Origin of the sequence: Deinococcus sp. AJ005 (genome assembly GCF_009017495.1) — a bacterium.
Classification (GTDB): domain Bacteria; phylum Deinococcota; class Deinococci; order Deinococcales; family Deinococcaceae; genus Deinococcus.
In genome coordinates this window covers 1,839,801-1,854,113 of record NZ_CP044990.1, presented here as the reverse complement: position 1 = coordinate 1,854,113, position 14,313 = coordinate 1,839,801, and the positions used below count along the sequence as shown (strand labels likewise).

Here is a 14,313-nt window from a genome sequence, read left to right as displayed (position 1 = left end):
AGCGGGCGAGGCTGGTATGGCCTCGCCCGCTCCTTTGTGGTGCCCAGCAGATTTAGCTGCCCGACGCGATCCGGCCCACCACGAACAGCCCTCCTAGCACGGCCCCGACGGCGAAATTGGCAATCCCGGCCAGGACCAGCGTGGCAATCGCGGGCACCTGTTCGCGCAGGTTCATGCTGCTCTGCACGGCCAAGTAGCCGAAGTAGATCATGACCAGACCAATCACGAAGGACACCAGCCAACCCAGGATGGGAATGATCCCGATAATGGTGCTGATGATGGTCAGCGGCACAAAGAACAGCGCAAAGGTGTAGGCCACCTCCGGGTAGGTGCCGGTTCCCTTGAACAGACTGCCACCGATCAGATAGACGGCCCCGGTGAAGATCAGGAACTGGATGGGAATGGTGATCAGGCGCGAGAACAGTTGTCCGAAGAAGGTGACGTCCGAGTGGAAGAACGAGAACAGGGCGGCGATCAGGGCCGAGACGACGGCGGCCACCATCACGTAGATGAAGGCACTCTGGAGGCCGCCGCGTTTCTCGTAGCGCTCAAACGTGGCCACGCTGGGCTGGGTGATCACGGCGGTACTCTGCGCGAACATGTCCTGAAGACTGACTTCAGGGCCGGAGGTGACAGGGCTTCTCATGCCCTACAGTACGCGTCTCGTGTCATGCGCGTTGCCTTTATTAAATCTTCATTTTTTGCCGTTTCAGCGTTTATATAGCACAACGGAGTTCCGTGAGACGCTGCGTCTCACGGCCCTGCCCCTTACCTTGAGGACATGACCATCCCAACTTCCACCGCCCTGATCACCGGCGCCAGCAGCGGCATCGGCGAAGCGATAGCCCGGCAACTGGCCGCCCACGGCGCGAACCTGATTCTGGTGGCCCGCAGCGAACGCAAACTGCAAGTGCTGGCCGAAGATCTGACACGCCAGTACGGGATTCGTGCTGAAGTGATCGCTATTGATCTCTCTCATCCTGATGCCGGGAAACTACTTCAGGACGAGGTGACGGCGCGTGGCCTGCACGTTGATCTGCTGGTCAACAACGCCGGATTCGGCGGCTTCAGCGAGTTTGCCCGCCAGGATCAGGCTGAAATTGGCGAGATGATCGCGGTGAATATCATGGCGCTGACCGATCTGACCCGCCGTTTTCTGCCCGCCATGCTGGAGCGTGGGCGGGGCCGGGTGCTGAACGTTGCCAGCACCGCTGGTTTTATTCCCGGTCCTCTGATGGCGGTGTATTACGCCACCAAAGCCTATGTCCTGTCCTTCAGCGAGGCGGTGAACGAGGAGTTGCGGGGCACCGGCCTGAGCGTCACGGCCCTGTGCCCCGGACCGGTGGACACCGGTTTTCAGGATGCGGCCACGCTGAACGAGAGCAAGTTGATGACCGGCGTGACCCGGCTGGCGATGCTGGATGTGGAGACGGTGGCCCGCATCGGCGTAGAGGCCATGCTGCGCGGTCAGGGGGTGGCAGTGGCCGGACTTGCCAACAAGGTTCAGGTCTCGGCCTTCCGGCTGCTGCCGCGCGCCGCCGCCGCCCGGATTATCGCGGGCGTGCAGGCGCGGCGGGAGGAGTAACCCGCCTCCATCCGTTTGCCGCGTCTGTCCCAGCCTCGACTTCCTTTTGCCCGCGCTCCGGCGTGAGACAATGCACCTGATGACTGATTCTTTCTTTCCACCCGATCCAGTCGAGGACGGCCCGAACGCTGCCTCGCACGATGCCACCTCTCCCAGCTTTGCCGGAACCAGCCCCGAGGGTGAACAGACCTACTCCGGCTTCGTGGCGATTGTCGGCAAGCCCAACGTGGGCAAAAGCACGCTGCTCAATTCGTTTCTGAACACCAAAGTCGCGCCCACCAGCCCGCGCCCGCAGACCACCCGGCGCGGCGTGCGCGGGATCCACACCACCGACACGCAGCAGATCGTTTTCGTGGATACCCCCGGCCTGCACAAAGCGAAAGACGCCCTCGGCAAGTACATGAACCACGAGGTCCACAGCGCCCTGAGCGATGTGGATGCCATTCTGTGGGTGGTGGACCTGCGCCACCCGCCTGGCGACGAGGACCGACTGGTGGCCCGCCAGATTCGTGACCTGCCCAAACCGCTGTTTATGGTGGGCAACAAGCTTGATGTGTCCAAATACCCGGACGAGGCCATGAAGTTGTACCGCGCCCTGCTGGAAGGCCGCACCGCCCAGACCGGCGAGATTGCCCTGAGCGCGCAGAACCAACCTGAAGCGGTGGCGACTCTGCGTGAGCAGATTCTGGAAGTGCTGCCCGAAAACCCCTTCTTTTATCCGCGCGGCGCGGCCAGCGACCAGACCCGCGAGATGTGGGCCTCCGAGATCATCCGCGAGGAAGCCATGAAAAAGCTGCGCGACGAGCTGCCCTACGCGGTGGCCACCCGCGTCAACCGCTGGACCGAGCGCGAGGACGGTCTACAACGCATTGAGGGCGAGATCATCGTGGAGAAGAATGCCCACAAGGGGATGGTCATCGGCGCAGGCGGCAAGCAACTGCGCGAGATCGGTCAGGCGGCCCGCAAGCAACTGGAAATCTTCCTCAACCGCAAGGTCTTTCTGGGTCTGGAAGTCATCGTGATCAACGGCTGGCGCGAGGACCCCGAGGCTCTGCGGGAACTTGGGTACGAGTAAAGCGGCTGGGTTGAGCTTCGTCCTGCATGTCACCCTGTGACCGAAACAGAAAAATCGGAATAGAAAAAGAGAACGCCCCGGCCAACTTCAAGGCCGGGGCGTTTTCGTCTTTCTCGCTTACTCCGCCAGAGCGGTAATTTTCTGCTCGACGGGGGGTGAAGGCTTCTCGGACGCACCGCCGCTCTTGATGCTCGCCATGACGCGGTCACGGATCTGCTGCTCCATGTCGGGGCGCTCGGCGATGTAGGCAATGGCCTTCTCCTTGCCCTGGCCGATGCGCTCGTCGCCGTAGCTGTAGAAGCTGCCCGCCTTCTTGACGATGTCCATATCGGCGGCCAGACCCACCAGATCGCTAAGTTGGTCAAAGCCCTTGCCGAAGACCAGCGCCAGTTCCACTTCTTTGAAGGGGGCAGCAACCTTGTTCTTGACGGTCTTGATCTTGACCGTGTTTGCCACGGCGTCGTTGCCTACCTTGATGGGCTGGCCGATCTTGCGGACATCCAGACGCACGGTGGAATAGAACTTCAGCGCGCGGCCCCCGGTGGTGGTCTCGGGGTTGCCGTACATCACGCCGATCTTCTCGCGCACCTGGTTGATGAAGATGGCGGCGGTTCCCGTCTTGGACAGGATCGCGGTCAGCTTGCGCAGCGCCTGGCTCATCAGGCGGGCCTGGAGGCCAGGGAGGCTGTCGCCCATCTCGCCTTCAATTTCGGCGCGGGGGGTCAGGGCGGCCACGCTGTCCACCACCACGACGTCAATTGCACCGGAACGCACCAGCAATTCCATGATTTCCAGTGCCTGTTCACCGTTGTCGGGCTGGGACACCAGCAGTTCATCGGTGTTGCAGCCCAGCGCGCGGGCATAGACCGGGTCAAGGGCGTGCTCGGCGTCAATAAACGCGCACGTCCCCCCGGCCTTCTGCGCCTGCGCCACGATGCTCAGGGCCAGCGTGGTCTTGCCGCCCGCTTCCGGGCCGTAAATCTCGGTCACGCGCCCGCGCGGAATACCGCCCACGCCCAGCGCCAGATCAAGCGACAGGCTACCGGTGGAGATCACCTGAATATCAAGCTTGCTCTCCGCGCCCAGCTTCATGATGCTGCCCTTGCCGAAGGCTTTCTCGATCTGGCTCATCGCCGTTTCGATGGCCTTCTGGCGCTCCTTGCTGTCGCTGGGGGCGGCGCTGTATTCCTTGGGGTTCTCTTTGCTCATGATGGCTCCTGTGCTTCTGTTTGCTGTGTACGAGAGGGCGGATTGTCAGTGGGAGGGTGTTCATTTGGTGGTGCTGCGGCTGGACTTTCTACCTGAAAACGGAAGGTACTGACCTGCTCATAGATCGGCCCCGTCTTCTGAAGATGTGACCGCTGCAACGTCGCCCCGCCCGCCTTCCAGCCCAGTTCAAAATTCATAGGCGGCACGCGCGGCGCGGGTCCCTTGCGGCGGGCCAGGGTGATGTGGGCCTTGAATCCCAGTTCCTCGGTTTCTATGCCCAGGTCCTGCACCCCGGTGCGAAGGGCGGCGGCCAGTTCGTCCAGTCCCTCGGCCTCCACCTTGACGAACCACACGCGCGGGCTGCCCTCGTTGGGAAAGTAGCCGGTGCCGCGCAACTTGACGTCCATCGGTCCCAGATTCTCCGTCAGGCGTGCACCCAGCACCTTGAGTTCGGCCAGTCGGTCCAGCGGTGCGGACGGCAAATAACACAGCGTGACGTGCATCTGCTCGCGCCCGGTGGTGCGCCAGTTGCCTTTCAGCTTGCGCTGCGCCTCGGACAGCGGGCCAGTGATGCTGGCGGGAACCTTCAGGGCATAGAAGAAACGTCCGGTGGTGGGCGTGTGTTCCTCTGGAGCCTGCCTGCCCCGCGTGGCCTGCGCGGATTGACGCTCGGTGCGCTGCCTGAACTCCGCCGATGCGGTCTGCTCCTGCGCTTTGCGGGGTGCGCTGGCTTCGGCCTCGTCCTTCCGGCGCGGCTGGGTCACCCGCCGGACCCCCTGAACCGGGGCGGCGGGCAAGTCGGCCTCCGCCCTTATCTTCAAAGCGGCGTTCAGATCGGATATACGCGGCTTTTCTGCTTTCTGTTCTGCTTTCTGCTTAGTCTGCGATTTTCTGATCTTCATGCCAGCTCCCCGCCTGCTCTGAGTGCCCGGTATGCCAGCGCCAGCGCGGTCACGGCGGCACGTTCGCGCATCTGCGCGGCGTCGCCGGGCCAGTTGACGCTGGCGGCCTTGTGGCCCTTCTCGCTGCTTACGGCGGCGTGAACCTGCCCGGCGTTCTCGCCCATCACGCTGACCACCACGGCCAGCCCTATGTCTGCGCCCAGGTGTTCACGCGCCCCGGCGGCCAGTTCCAGCGCGGCCCCCTCGCTGACCAGTCCGGCGTCGCGCAGGGTCACGGGGGTCAGGCCCAGCGTGATCAGGCGGGCGTGGTCCCCGGTCACGGCGGCGTCCAGAAAGCCCGCTGTATCGGCCAGCAGGCCACACAATGCACCTGCACTGCCTGCCTCAATGACGCCCAACCTGCGGCCTGCCAATCCGTCGCCCAGCGCCCCGGCCAGCGTCTGCCCGTCCTCGCCCCAGGTCCAGCGCGACAGGTGGGCACGCACCGTTTCCAGCAGCGGGGCCATCAGCTCACGGGCCTGCGCTTCAGTTTCGGCGCTGGCCGCCACGCGCACGTCCACGCCGGTCTTGCGGGCGTAGGTGGCGACGCTGGGATTGGCGTTCTGGGTCAGCCCGGCCAGCAGCTCGGCCACGTTGCTCTCGCCGATGCCCTGGGTGTGGATGGTGGTGGAAACCAGCGCGTGATCCGGCAGCGGCAGACGCGGCAGTACCTGCTCACGCCACATCTTGTGCATCTCGCGGGGTGGGCCGGGCAGGGCGACGACATATTTACCCCCAGTCCGCACGAACCAGCCCGGCGCGGTTCCCACCGGATTGGGGAGCGCCTCGGCACTGGGGATCAGCCACGTCTGCTTGCGGTTGACCTGCGGCATCTCGCGCCCACGGGCGGCGTACATGCCTTCCAACCACGCCAGTAATTCGGGGTCTTCGCCCGGCGTTTCTCCCAGCGCGTCGGCAATGGATTCGCGGGTCAGGTCATCGTCGGTGGGTCCCAGGCCGCCGCCCAGAATCACCAGATCGGCGCGCGACAGGGCCAGCGTAATGGCCGCACTGACGCGTCCCAGGTTGTCGCCCAGCACCGTTTTGCGGTGCAGGATGACGCCCCGTTCGCCCAGTTCGCGTGCCAGAAAGGCCGCGTTGGTGTCCACGATCTCACCAAACAGCAGCTCTGTTCCCACGCTGATAATTTCTGCTAGCAACATAACAACACCGCCGGAGTATAGGCGAAAGCGAAACGAACGTCTAGTCCTGAAGGGGGGTTTGAGAACATCATCAGAGTCTATGTCGGAGGTGGGCGGACCGCAGGGTGCATCTGTATAACAAAAAGGTGGAGCGGCCCGCTGGGGCATGTCACACTGCCGAACATGACTTCCCGCGTATCTCCTATCCAGACTGCCGCCCGCGTGTTGCTGGGCGCGGCCCTCGCCTTCGCAGGAACCGGCCACCTGACTTTCTTACGCCAGGATTTTCAGGCGCAGGTGCCCGAAAGCCTGCCGCTGAATCAGGATTTCGTGGTCCTGGCCTCCGGTGTGGTGGAGATCGGCATGGGCGTGGCCTTGATGGCGCTGCCCAGACAGCGGGTGACAGTAGGGTGGATCATGGCCGCCTTCTTCGTAGCAGTCTTTCCCGGCAACATCTCGCAATACCTGACCCACAGCGACGCTTTCGGGCTGGACACGGACCGCAAACGCCTGATCCGCCTGTTCTTTCAGCCGGTACTGATTGCGTGGGCGCTGTGGAGTACCGGGGCGTGGGCGGCGCGGAAGAAGGGTTAAAACCCGCACAATCAGACTCCAAAAGAATGGCGGACCTCTGTTGATCAGGTCCGCCGCTGAACTGTCTCGTGCCTCAAAGTAGGGGAAGGGGCTGGGATTCAGGAAACTGGAGGCGTGAGTTTCGGCGTTGCCGCATTGCCCGGACGTGAAGCCGCCTGCCCCTCGCCTCCCAGCGGCGGTTTGAAGCCCCGCAGTCTCAGCGCGTTGCTTAGCACGAACACGCTGCTCAGGCCCATCGCCGCCGCTGCCAGCACCGGGGAGAGGCTGATGTTCCACGCCGCCAGCACGCCCGCCGCCACCGGAATCAGCAGGATGTTGTAGCCGAAGGCCCAGAACAGGTTGACCCGGATATTCCGTAGCGTGGCCCGCGAGAGGGCGATGGCATTCGGTACGCCGCGCAGATCACCGGACATCAGGATCACGTCTGCCGTCTCCACAGCCACATCCGTTCCGGTGCCAATCGCCACGCCCACGTCGGCGCGGGCCAGGGCGGGGGCGTCGTTGATGCCGTCACCGACGAAGGCCACCTTGCGGCCCCCAGCCTGAAGCTCCTGTACGGCGTCCGACTTGCCTTCGGGCAAGACTTCGGCCAGCACGCGCTCAATGCCGACTTCAGCGGCCACAGCTTCGGCGGTGGCGCGGGTGTCGCCCGTGATCATGGCAACTTCGGTTCCCTGCTGCTGCAAGGTACGGATGGCGTCCACGCTGCCCACCCGCACCGGATCGGCCACGCCCAGCAGCCCGGCAAGCTGGCCGTCCACGGCGATAAAAACGGGGGTGCGTCCGCGTTTTGCCAGAGCGTCGGCCTGCGCTGTCAAATCGCCCAATTCCAGACCCAGTTTTGCCATGTAACGGGCCGCGCCCACCTCCACGCGCTTGCCATCCACGCTAGCCTGCACGCCGTAGCCGGGAATGGCCTGAAAGTCTGTGGCAGGGGAGAGGGTGTTGACGTTGTTCTCCTCACCCAGAGCTGCTCGCTCAATGGCCCGTGCCAGCGGGTGTTCGGAGGACGCTTCGGCGGCGGCAGTCAGCCGGAGCAATTCTCCATTCCCCTTCAACCATCCACTATCAACAATGACCTCCGTCACTTCGGGCCGTCCCTGCGTCACTGTTCCAGTCTTGTCCACGGCCACCACCTGCGCGGCTCCCAGACCTTCCAGCGCGGCCCCGCTGCGGAACAGGACGCCCATCTGCGCGGCCCGCCCGCTGCCCACCATGATGCTCACCGGGGTGGCAAGACCCATCGCGCAGGGGCAGGCGATGATTAGCACGGCGACGGTGTGAATCAGAGCATTTGCCAGCGCCCCCTCGCCGCCAATCAACATCCACACCGCGAAGGTCACGGAGGCAATCGCCAGTACTACCGGAACGAACACGGCCACCACCCGGTCTGCCAGTCCCTGAATCGGTGGGCGGCTGGCCTGCGCGTCCTCCACCATGCGGATGATGCGGGACAGCGCGGTGTCGGCCCCCACACCCGTGGCCCGGAAGGTCAGCGCGCCCGTGCCGTTGACCGTGCCGCCCGTGACCTTCGCGCCCGCCGTCTTCTGCACGGGAACGCTCTCGCCGGTCAGCATGGATTCGTCCACGTAGCTGCTGCCGTCCACCACCTCGCCGTCTACCGGCAGGCGTTCACCGGAACGCACCAGCACATGGTCCCCCACGCGCACCTCGTCGGCAGGCACTTCCACAACGCCGCCGTCACGCTGTATGCGGGCCACGTTGGGTTGCAGGGCCAGCAGGGTCCGCATGGCCTCGCTGCTGCGGCCTTTCGCCAGCGCCTCAAACAGTTTGCCCAGCAGGATCAGCGTGATGACCACGCCGGACGCCTCGTAGTACACATGCGCGCTGCCCACCGGAAACAGGCCGGGGGCCAGCGTGACCAGCAGCGAGTACCCGAAAGCCGCCGATGTGCCCAGCATCACCAGCGTGTTCATATCTGGGCTGCGGTGCTTCAGGGCCGCCCAGCCGGAGCGGTAAAAGCGCCGTCCGGGGCCGAACTGGACCGGGGCGGCCAGCGCCAGCATCACCCAGTTCAGCGTTCCCATGCCCACGCGGTCCATCAGCCACATGTCCAGCGCAGGCCAGACCATCGGCAGCATCGCCAGGATAAACAGCGGAATGCTGAAGGCGGCGGCGAGGATCACCGAACGCCGCAGTGCTGCAATTTCCTCTGCTTTTCTGGCCCGGTCCGTGTCCAGGCGTGACTGTGATTCTGTAGCCTCGTCCGGCACGTCGTACCCGGCTTCGCGCACGGCCTCCTTCAGCGCGGCGGGTGAGGTGGTGGTGGGCAGGTACGTCACGTTTGCCCGCTCGGTGGCGAGGTTGACACTGGCACTCAGCACGCCCTCGGCCTTCTGCAAACCGCGTTCCACACGTCCCACACAGGCCGCGCAGGTCATGCCCTCCACTGGAAAGGAGAGTTCCGCCGTGCGCGTTTCGTAGCCTGTGTCCTTAACAACTTCCACGAGCTGGGCGGCATTCGTCAGTGCCGGATCGTAGGTCACGCTGGCCCGCTCGGTGGCCAGATTCACGGCGGCGTCCTGCACGCCGTCCACCTTCTTCAGTCCGCGCTCCACCCGCCCCACGCAGGCCGCGCAGGTCATCCCGCCGACGTCCAGGTTGAGCGTCTTGAGTTGGGGAGTCTTCATCGTCATTGAAACATTCTACCCCCCTGGGGAGGGTAAGGCAAGATGGGGTATTAGAAGATGGGTGGCGATCATCTTTTTTGCCTATCTACGCAAATGGAAACCTCTCTCCTGCTCTTAGACTCTTGACCCTTAGACCTCACTCCTCTTGATCTTCCTCCCCCCCAGGGTCTAGAATTTTCCCATGACTAACCCTATGACCACTGAACTGAAAGTTGATGGCATGACCTGCGGGCATTGCGTGAAAGCCGTGGAAAAGGCTCTCAAGGGCGTGACGGGCGTGCATGACGTGCAGGTGGACCTGGAAGGCGGCAAGGCCACGGTTCACGGCGACGCTGATACCGGGGCAATGATCGGCGCCGTGGCCGCGGAAGGTTACGCCGCGCAGGTTGCCAGTTGACCGATGCTCCCGCCCTTGCGGACGCTCCCCACTGCGCTGCCGACGGCAAACTCTGTATGCCGGAGGACGCCCGCAAACGCGCCCGCCGCCGCCTGAGCATCGCCCGTGGTCACCTGGACAGCATCGTGCGAATGCTGGATGACCCGGAGATCTACTGCGTGGACGTGCTGCGGCAGATCAAGGCTGTGCAGGGCGCACTCAGCGGCGCGGGTGACGTGGTGCTGCGCGGTCATCTGGAGGCGCATGTCGCCACCTCTGCTGGGCGTGGCGACAGCGTGGAACTGGTGGAAGAAGTGATGGAAGCTTTGCGCTACCGATAAGAACGCCAGAAACATCAGTTGAGAAATGGGTCAGTTGAGCCTCGCGCTTTAACTGCCCCTTTATTTTCAATGAGGGCTGTGGCATCAGCTTAGCTTTCAGGTGTTCCTGAAATATTCCTATAAGGATCTGCCGACTATTGTTCTGGCGTTGGAGAAGCACTCAGTACCCGACAGTTTCAGAGGAGGCTTGAAATCTATCGTCCAGTACGCGAAAACAGAACGCGTCTCCCACTGCCCTGAAATCGCTGAGTCTCTGCTTCGTCTCTCACTTCCTCGCCTACCGAAAAAATCAAGTGGAACTGCTCGCCCTGCTCGTCTTGGCGTTGATCGGGGCTAAAGATGTTCGCCACGCCGCACTCGCTGAGCGTTGCCGGTGCAACGCTCAAACGGCTTCCGTCATCCGCCAGATTGAGCGCTTCTTTCACCAGCATCCGCTCTGTCCTCTCGACGTTGCCCGTCTGGTTCTGGCGCTGCTGCCCGATGGGAAACGGCGGGCATTCACCCTTGATCGTACGAGCTGGAAACTGGGAAAGACCGACGTGAACGCGTTGGTGCTGGCAGTGAACTGGCGAGGTGTCGCCGTGCCACTTCTGTTCGAGTTGTTGCCGCACAGCGGCAACAGCGGAACGAGCACCCGCCTTGCTCTGCTGGACGAGGCGCTGACGCTGGTGGACTGTTGCGAGGTTGCCACCATCTATGCAGATCGGGAATTTGTCGGCCAAGCGTGGATTCAGGGATTGGCCGAACGAGGTCTGCCCATCACGGTGCGGCTCTGCGTTGATACTCGCATTGAAGACCTGCCAGCGGGCGAGTGGCTGGGCGGCTTGCAGCCCGGAAAGAAGGCGATGCTGCTCGACGGGGTAGAGGTCGAGGGTCTACCGATGAACGTGGTCTTGACCCGGACGGATCAGGGGGAACCCCTGATCGAGGCAAGCAACGCCACCGCCGCCAGTCGCATTTTGAAGGGATACCGCAAGCGCTGGAAGATCGAATGTCTGTTCAGGGCACTCAAAACGAAGGGCTTTCGGTTGGAAAGCACCCACATGACGCTTCCCGGGCATGTGACGCGGCCGCTCTGTTTGCTAACCCTGGCCTATGTCTGGAGCGTCCTGGTTGGCATCAACCAGGAGACAGCTCTTAAAAAACATGGACGGCGGGCATGGAGTGTCGTGACGCTGGGCCTCCGGTCGCTCGTTCGGGCATCTTCCCGTCAGTTTGGGGCTTCGGGAGATGAACTGCTCCACCTCATTCGACTCTAGGCACCACACCGGACGATAGACGCGGAAAGTGTCGGGTACTGAGGGAGAAGCAGATCACCTGCAAAGAAAACGCCGTTTACTTTATCTGCGCCGCATCCATTCAAGGGGGAGGCATGCCTTATTCCAAATAGAAGCCTTCCCTTCCCCTGCTGATTGTCGGCGATCTGGAAGGGAAGATCGAGCGGCAGTCGCAGGCGGACGCTCCGACAAATTGGCGCTGGACCACCCGCACCTGCCCCACCCCTGCCGAGGCGGCAGGCAACACCGAAGTGGTGCGCGCCAAGCTGCGAACCATGAAAAGCCTGGGCATCGACGGCGAGATCGAGGACATCCTGATCACCCTGCAAAACCAGTACCACATTATTTACATGGTGCCCGGCCAGACGCTGTTCCTGTATTTGGTGCTGGCCAAGGACAAGGCCAACCTGGCGATGGCCCGCTACAAGCTCAAGGCGCTGGGCAAGGACATCACCATCGCCTGAATGCCGGAAGCAGGCGAAAAGAGGAGGGCAGCCCATTTGAGCGGCCCTCCCGTGTTGCTGGAACGTTTTTAAGTGAAGCTGATGTGTGGCAGCATCTTGACGTTCTTTGCGTCGATCCGGCTGACTTTTTTCTCCAGGTCCACGCTGTTCTTGAAGGGCCGATCCTTGATGATCTCAGCAGCCAGGTTGACGCGGACGCCGGGCAGTGTTTCGAGCTGGCTGGCGGGGGCGCGGTTGATGTGAACCAGCGCCATATTCCCGCTGCCGGACATGCTGGACTTGCCCATCTTCATGGCGGACGCCGCGCCCGACATTCCGGTCCTGACCGTGTTCATGGCCGATCTGACGGTGGGTGTGGCCGCAGGCGTGTTGTTCCTGGGCGTGGCGGTCTGGGCAAAAGCGAGGGCGGTCAGCAGGGCGGGGGTGGCACGCGTGGTGGTCAGGACAGTCAGCGTGCTGTGAATGGTGGGCCTCCGAAAAGTACAGGAGGAGGGCCAGTTAACGGGCGAATGAAGGGAACGCGCCTCCACTTTTTACCCGCTGGGGAAGCTGACCTGCACCCGTGCGCCGCCCTCCGGCGGGTTGTCCAGCGTCAGGGTGCCGCCGTGAATCTCGACGACCTGCCGCACCACGGCCAGCCCCAGGCCAAAGCCCTCTACCGCTGCCCCTGCCGCCGCCTCGCCACGCACAAAAGCTTCGGTGAGTGCGCCGCCGGGAAAGCCGGGGCCGCTGTCCTGCACGGTCAAGTGTGCGCCGCCGTTGTGGGGCACCACCCTGACCTGCACCTCGCCGCTGCGCGGGGTGAACTTCAGGGCGTTGCCGATCAGGTTTTCCAGCACGCTGCCCAGCAGGGCGCTGTCGCCGCGCAGCGGGGTGGCCTGCCCGTCCAGCCACAGGTCCAGACCCTGGCGCAGAGCCAGCGGTTGCAGCAGGTCTACCGCCTCGCCTGCCAGTGCCAGCAGATCCACAGGGGGCCAGGAGGAGCGGGCGGGTTGCAGATGCTGTGTTCCTGAACGCTGGGCGCGGGTCAGGGTCATCAGGTTGCCGGTCAGCAGGCGCAGGCGCGAGGCGGTGCGCTGGGTCCGTTCCAGGACGGCGTGCATTTCCTGTGGCGAACGCGGGCGTGCCAGGGTGTGTTCCAGGTCCGCCAGCAGCGCCGTGACCGGAGTCCGCAGCTCGTGCGAGGCGCTGGCCAGAAACAGCGTCTCGCGCTCGCGTTCGGCCCGCAGGGCACCCAGGCTGGCGTCCAGCGCGCGGGCCAGCGCGCCGACCTCGCCGCCCAGGGTCAGGGCGGGCAGCGGGCCGGGGGCGTCCAGGGTCTGAACCCGCGCCGCCAGCGCTTCCAGGGGCCGCAGCGTGCGCCGGACCTCGCGGGCTACCAGCGCGCCGCCCAGGGCACTGAGCAGCAGCAAGGTCAGGGCCGTGACCAGGGCATACAGCCGCATCGAGCGTTCCAGGGGCAGCAGGTTGCGGCCCACCTGTACGGCGCTGTTGTTCGCCCGCGTGGACGACACCAGATAGCCGCCCACGCGGCTGATCCCCGCCCCAGCAGTTCCGGCCAGCCAGCCAGGGTCCAGGATGTCCGGCCCGGCAGCCCCGCCTGCCCAGCGCAGTCGCCCGCCGCCATATACCCGCGCCACCGCCGTGATGCCGTCGACTTCCAGCAGGTTCTCGGCCCTGTCGGGCAGCGTGCCCGGTGTCGCCCGCGCGACGGCCAGCAGCGCGTTGGCCTGTGCCCCGATCTGCCGGGTAATGCTGCTCAGTTCCAGCCGCCACAGCACCGTTCCCGCCACCCCCGCAGAGGCCAGCAGGCTCAGCAGCAGAATGCTGAAGGTCAGCAGGGTCAGGCGGGCGCGCAGGGTCATCTGAGAGAAAGTATGCGGCGCAATGGCGGAAGCATTCAGCAGATGGTCCGTGTGTGGGTCAGACTTCCGGCCCAGCATCTGGGAAGCGGTAGCCCAGGCCCCGCACTGTCTGCACCACCGGGTCGCCCAGCTTGCGCCGCAGGTTGCGGACATAGGTGTCCACCACGTTGGATTCGGCATCGAACCGCCCGTCCCAGACCCGGTCGATCAGTTCGTCGCGGGTATAGATCCTTCCCGGATGTGATGCCAGCACCTCCAGCAGCGAGAACTCCTTGGCGGTCAGGGCCACCCGCGCGCTGTCCCGGAACACCGCGCGGGCATTCCAGTCCAGCCGCAGATCCTGCCACACCTGTGTGCTTTGCGGTTCCGAGCGGCCCCGGCGCACCAGCGCCCGCAGCCGGGCCTGCACCTCGCCCAGGTGAAAGGGCTTGACCAGATAGTCGTCGCCGCCCGCATCCAGCCCCGCGATCCGGTCTTCCACGGCGTCGCGTGCGGTCAGGAACAGCACTGGGCAGCTTGAGCCGTTTTCTCTCAGTTCCCGCACCAGCTCAAAGCCGGCCAGTGGCCCCTCGGGCAGGCCCACGTCCACCATCAGGGCGTCGAAAGGGATGGCCAGGGCCAGTTCACGCGCCTCGCGGGCACAGGCCGCCTCGTCCACCGCGTAGCCCGCCTCGCGCAGGCTGGCGACCAGCGGGCGGCGAATGGTGGGTTCATCCTCGACAACCAGGAAGCGCATGGGCGCAGGCTAGCGCGGGCAGGTCACGCCCAGATGGAAGCGGCTCTGTGCCCCTGG

At 64.2% G+C, this 14,313-nt stretch carries 16 protein-coding genes; 8 read left to right on the top strand and 8 right to left on the bottom strand.

Annotation, left to right across the window (positions count from 1 at the left end):
• Nucleotides 1-52: 52 nt before the first annotated feature.
• On the bottom strand, nucleotides 53-646 hold the full coding sequence (locus DAAJ005_RS10745; RefSeq protein WP_151847113.1) for a YIP1 family protein: 594 nt from the start codon (nucleotides 644-646) through the stop codon (nucleotides 53-55).
• A 135-nt stretch (nucleotides 647-781) separates the two neighbouring features.
• Here DAAJ005_RS10745 and DAAJ005_RS10740 point away from each other — a divergent pair, with 135 nt between their 5' ends.
• Nucleotides 782-1,585, top strand: a complete 804-nt coding sequence (locus DAAJ005_RS10740; RefSeq protein WP_151847112.1) for an SDR family oxidoreductase — start codon at nucleotides 782-784, stop codon at nucleotides 1,583-1,585.
• A gap of 79 nt (nucleotides 1,586-1,664) precedes the next feature.
• Complete coding sequence (era, locus tag DAAJ005_RS10735) at nucleotides 1,665-2,660, top strand: GTPase Era (RefSeq protein WP_151847111.1); 996 nt, start codon at nucleotides 1,665-1,667, stop codon at nucleotides 2,658-2,660.
• Nucleotides 2,661-2,777: 117 nt separating this feature from the next.
• Here era and recA read toward each other — a convergent pair whose 3' ends face one another.
• The 3 genes from recA to DAAJ005_RS10720 all read right to left on the bottom strand — a co-directional run bounded on the left by recA (nucleotide 2,778) and on the right by DAAJ005_RS10720 (nucleotide 5,973).
• Nucleotides 2,778-3,869: a recombinase RecA gene (gene recA, locus DAAJ005_RS10730; RefSeq protein WP_151847110.1), complete on the bottom strand. Its 1,092-nt coding sequence runs from the start codon at nucleotides 3,867-3,869 to the stop codon at nucleotides 2,778-2,780.
• Nucleotides 3,866-4,666: an RNA 2',3'-cyclic phosphodiesterase gene (thpR, locus tag DAAJ005_RS10725; protein WP_226342384.1), complete on the bottom strand. Its 801-nt coding sequence runs from the start codon at nucleotides 4,664-4,666 to the stop codon at nucleotides 3,866-3,868. The genes recA and thpR overlap by 4 nt, the downstream gene beginning before the upstream one ends.
• 101 nt (nucleotides 4,667-4,767) lie before the next feature.
• On the bottom strand, nucleotides 4,768-5,973 hold the full coding sequence (locus DAAJ005_RS10720; protein ID WP_151847108.1) for a CinA family nicotinamide mononucleotide deamidase-related protein: 1,206 nt from the start codon (nucleotides 5,971-5,973) through the stop codon (nucleotides 4,768-4,770).
• A 162-nt stretch (nucleotides 5,974-6,135) separates the two neighbouring features.
• Between DAAJ005_RS10720 and DAAJ005_RS10715 the strand changes: the two genes are divergently transcribed.
• On the top strand, nucleotides 6,136-6,546 hold the full coding sequence (locus DAAJ005_RS10715; RefSeq protein WP_151847107.1) for a hypothetical protein: 411 nt from the start codon (nucleotides 6,136-6,138) through the stop codon (nucleotides 6,544-6,546).
• 98 nt (nucleotides 6,547-6,644) lie between these two features.
• On the opposite strand, the gene DAAJ005_RS10710 is transcribed toward DAAJ005_RS10715, so the two are convergent.
• Nucleotides 6,645-9,203 carry a heavy metal translocating P-type ATPase gene (locus DAAJ005_RS10710; RefSeq protein WP_226342383.1) on the bottom strand — a complete coding sequence of 853 codons (2,559 nt, stop codon included), beginning with the start codon at nucleotides 9,201-9,203 and terminating at the stop codon, nucleotides 6,645-6,647.
• 175 nt (nucleotides 9,204-9,378) lie between these two features.
• Between DAAJ005_RS10710 and DAAJ005_RS10705 the strand changes: the two genes are divergently transcribed.
• From DAAJ005_RS10705 to DAAJ005_RS10690, 4 genes are all read left to right on the top strand, one after another.
• A complete protein-coding gene (locus DAAJ005_RS10705; protein WP_370519701.1) occupies nucleotides 9,379-9,594 on the top strand; it encodes a heavy-metal-associated domain-containing protein in 216 nt (71 codons plus the stop codon).
• A gap of 56 nt (nucleotides 9,595-9,650) precedes the next feature.
• On the top strand, nucleotides 9,651-9,914 hold the full coding sequence (locus DAAJ005_RS10700) for a metal-sensitive transcriptional regulator (protein WP_151848513.1): 264 nt from the start codon (nucleotides 9,651-9,653) through the stop codon (nucleotides 9,912-9,914).
• 293 nt (nucleotides 9,915-10,207) lie between these two features.
• A complete protein-coding gene (locus DAAJ005_RS10695) occupies nucleotides 10,208-11,173 on the top strand; it encodes a transposase (protein WP_226342382.1) in 966 nt (321 codons plus the stop codon).
• A gap of 293 nt (nucleotides 11,174-11,466) precedes the next feature.
• A complete protein-coding gene (locus tag DAAJ005_RS10690; protein ID WP_192930733.1) occupies nucleotides 11,467-11,655 on the top strand; it encodes a hypothetical protein in 189 nt (62 codons plus the stop codon).
• 68 nt (nucleotides 11,656-11,723) lie between these two features.
• Here DAAJ005_RS10690 and DAAJ005_RS10685 read toward each other — a convergent pair whose 3' ends face one another.
• Entirely contained in the window at nucleotides 11,724-11,927 is a 204-nt protein-coding gene (locus DAAJ005_RS10685) for a helix-hairpin-helix domain-containing protein (RefSeq protein WP_226342381.1), read from the bottom strand.
• Here DAAJ005_RS10685 and DAAJ005_RS18940 point away from each other — a divergent pair.
• Nucleotides 11,926-12,117 (top strand): hypothetical protein, encoded by a 192-nt coding sequence (locus tag DAAJ005_RS18940; protein WP_192930981.1) that lies wholly within the window; start codon nucleotides 11,926-11,928, stop codon nucleotides 12,115-12,117. The genes DAAJ005_RS10685 and DAAJ005_RS18940 overlap by 2 nt on opposite strands.
• A 71-nt stretch (nucleotides 12,118-12,188) precedes the next feature.
• Here the strand turns inward: DAAJ005_RS18940 and DAAJ005_RS10680 are convergent, their stop codons facing one another.
• The gene (locus tag DAAJ005_RS10680; RefSeq protein WP_151847106.1) at nucleotides 12,189-13,520 is read right to left on the bottom strand and encodes a HAMP domain-containing sensor histidine kinase; all 1,332 of its coding nucleotides are present in this window, start codon (nucleotides 13,518-13,520) and stop codon (nucleotides 12,189-12,191) included.
• A 58-nt stretch (nucleotides 13,521-13,578) separates the two neighbouring features.
• Complete coding sequence (locus tag DAAJ005_RS10675) at nucleotides 13,579-14,256, bottom strand: response regulator transcription factor (protein ID WP_151847105.1); 678 nt, start codon at nucleotides 14,254-14,256, stop codon at nucleotides 13,579-13,581.
• Nucleotides 14,257-14,313: the final 57 nt, after the last annotated feature.

Coding starts and splice junctions, on each gene's coding strand:
- DAAJ005_RS10745 (WP_151847113.1), bottom strand. CDS start 646: ATGAGAAGCCCTGTCACCTCCGGCCCTGAAGTCAGTCTTCAGGACATG.
- DAAJ005_RS10740 (WP_151847112.1), top strand. CDS start 782: ATGACCATCCCAACTTCCACCGCCCTGATCACCGGCGCCAGCAGCGGC.
- era (WP_151847111.1), top strand. CDS start 1,665: ATGACTGATTCTTTCTTTCCACCCGATCCAGTCGAGGACGGCCCGAAC.
- recA (WP_151847110.1), bottom strand. CDS start 3,869: ATGAGCAAAGAGAACCCCAAGGAATACAGCGCCGCCCCCAGCGACAGC.
- DAAJ005_RS10720 (WP_151847108.1), bottom strand. CDS start 5,973: ATGTTGCTAGCAGAAATTATCAGCGTGGGAACAGAGCTGCTGTTTGGT.
- DAAJ005_RS10715 (WP_151847107.1), top strand. CDS start 6,136: ATGACTTCCCGCGTATCTCCTATCCAGACTGCCGCCCGCGTGTTGCTG.
- DAAJ005_RS10710 (WP_226342383.1), bottom strand. CDS start 9,203: ATGACGATGAAGACTCCCCAACTCAAGACGCTCAACCTGGACGTCGGC.
- DAAJ005_RS10705 (WP_370519701.1), top strand. CDS start 9,379: ATGACTAACCCTATGACCACTGAACTGAAAGTTGATGGCATGACCTGC.
- DAAJ005_RS10700 (WP_151848513.1), top strand. CDS start 9,651: ATGCCGGAGGACGCCCGCAAACGCGCCCGCCGCCGCCTGAGCATCGCC.
- DAAJ005_RS10690 (WP_192930733.1), top strand. CDS start 11,467: ATGAAAAGCCTGGGCATCGACGGCGAGATCGAGGACATCCTGATCACC.
- DAAJ005_RS18940 (WP_192930981.1), top strand. CDS start 11,926: ATGCTGGACTTGCCCATCTTCATGGCGGACGCCGCGCCCGACATTCCG.
- DAAJ005_RS10685 (WP_226342381.1), bottom strand. CDS start 11,927: ATGTCCGGCAGCGGGAATATGGCGCTGGTTCACATCAACCGCGCCCCC.
- DAAJ005_RS10680 (WP_151847106.1), bottom strand. CDS start 13,520: ATGACCCTGCGCGCCCGCCTGACCCTGCTGACCTTCAGCATTCTGCTG.
- DAAJ005_RS10675 (WP_151847105.1), bottom strand. CDS start 14,256: ATGCGCTTCCTGGTTGTCGAGGATGAACCCACCATTCGCCGCCCGCTG.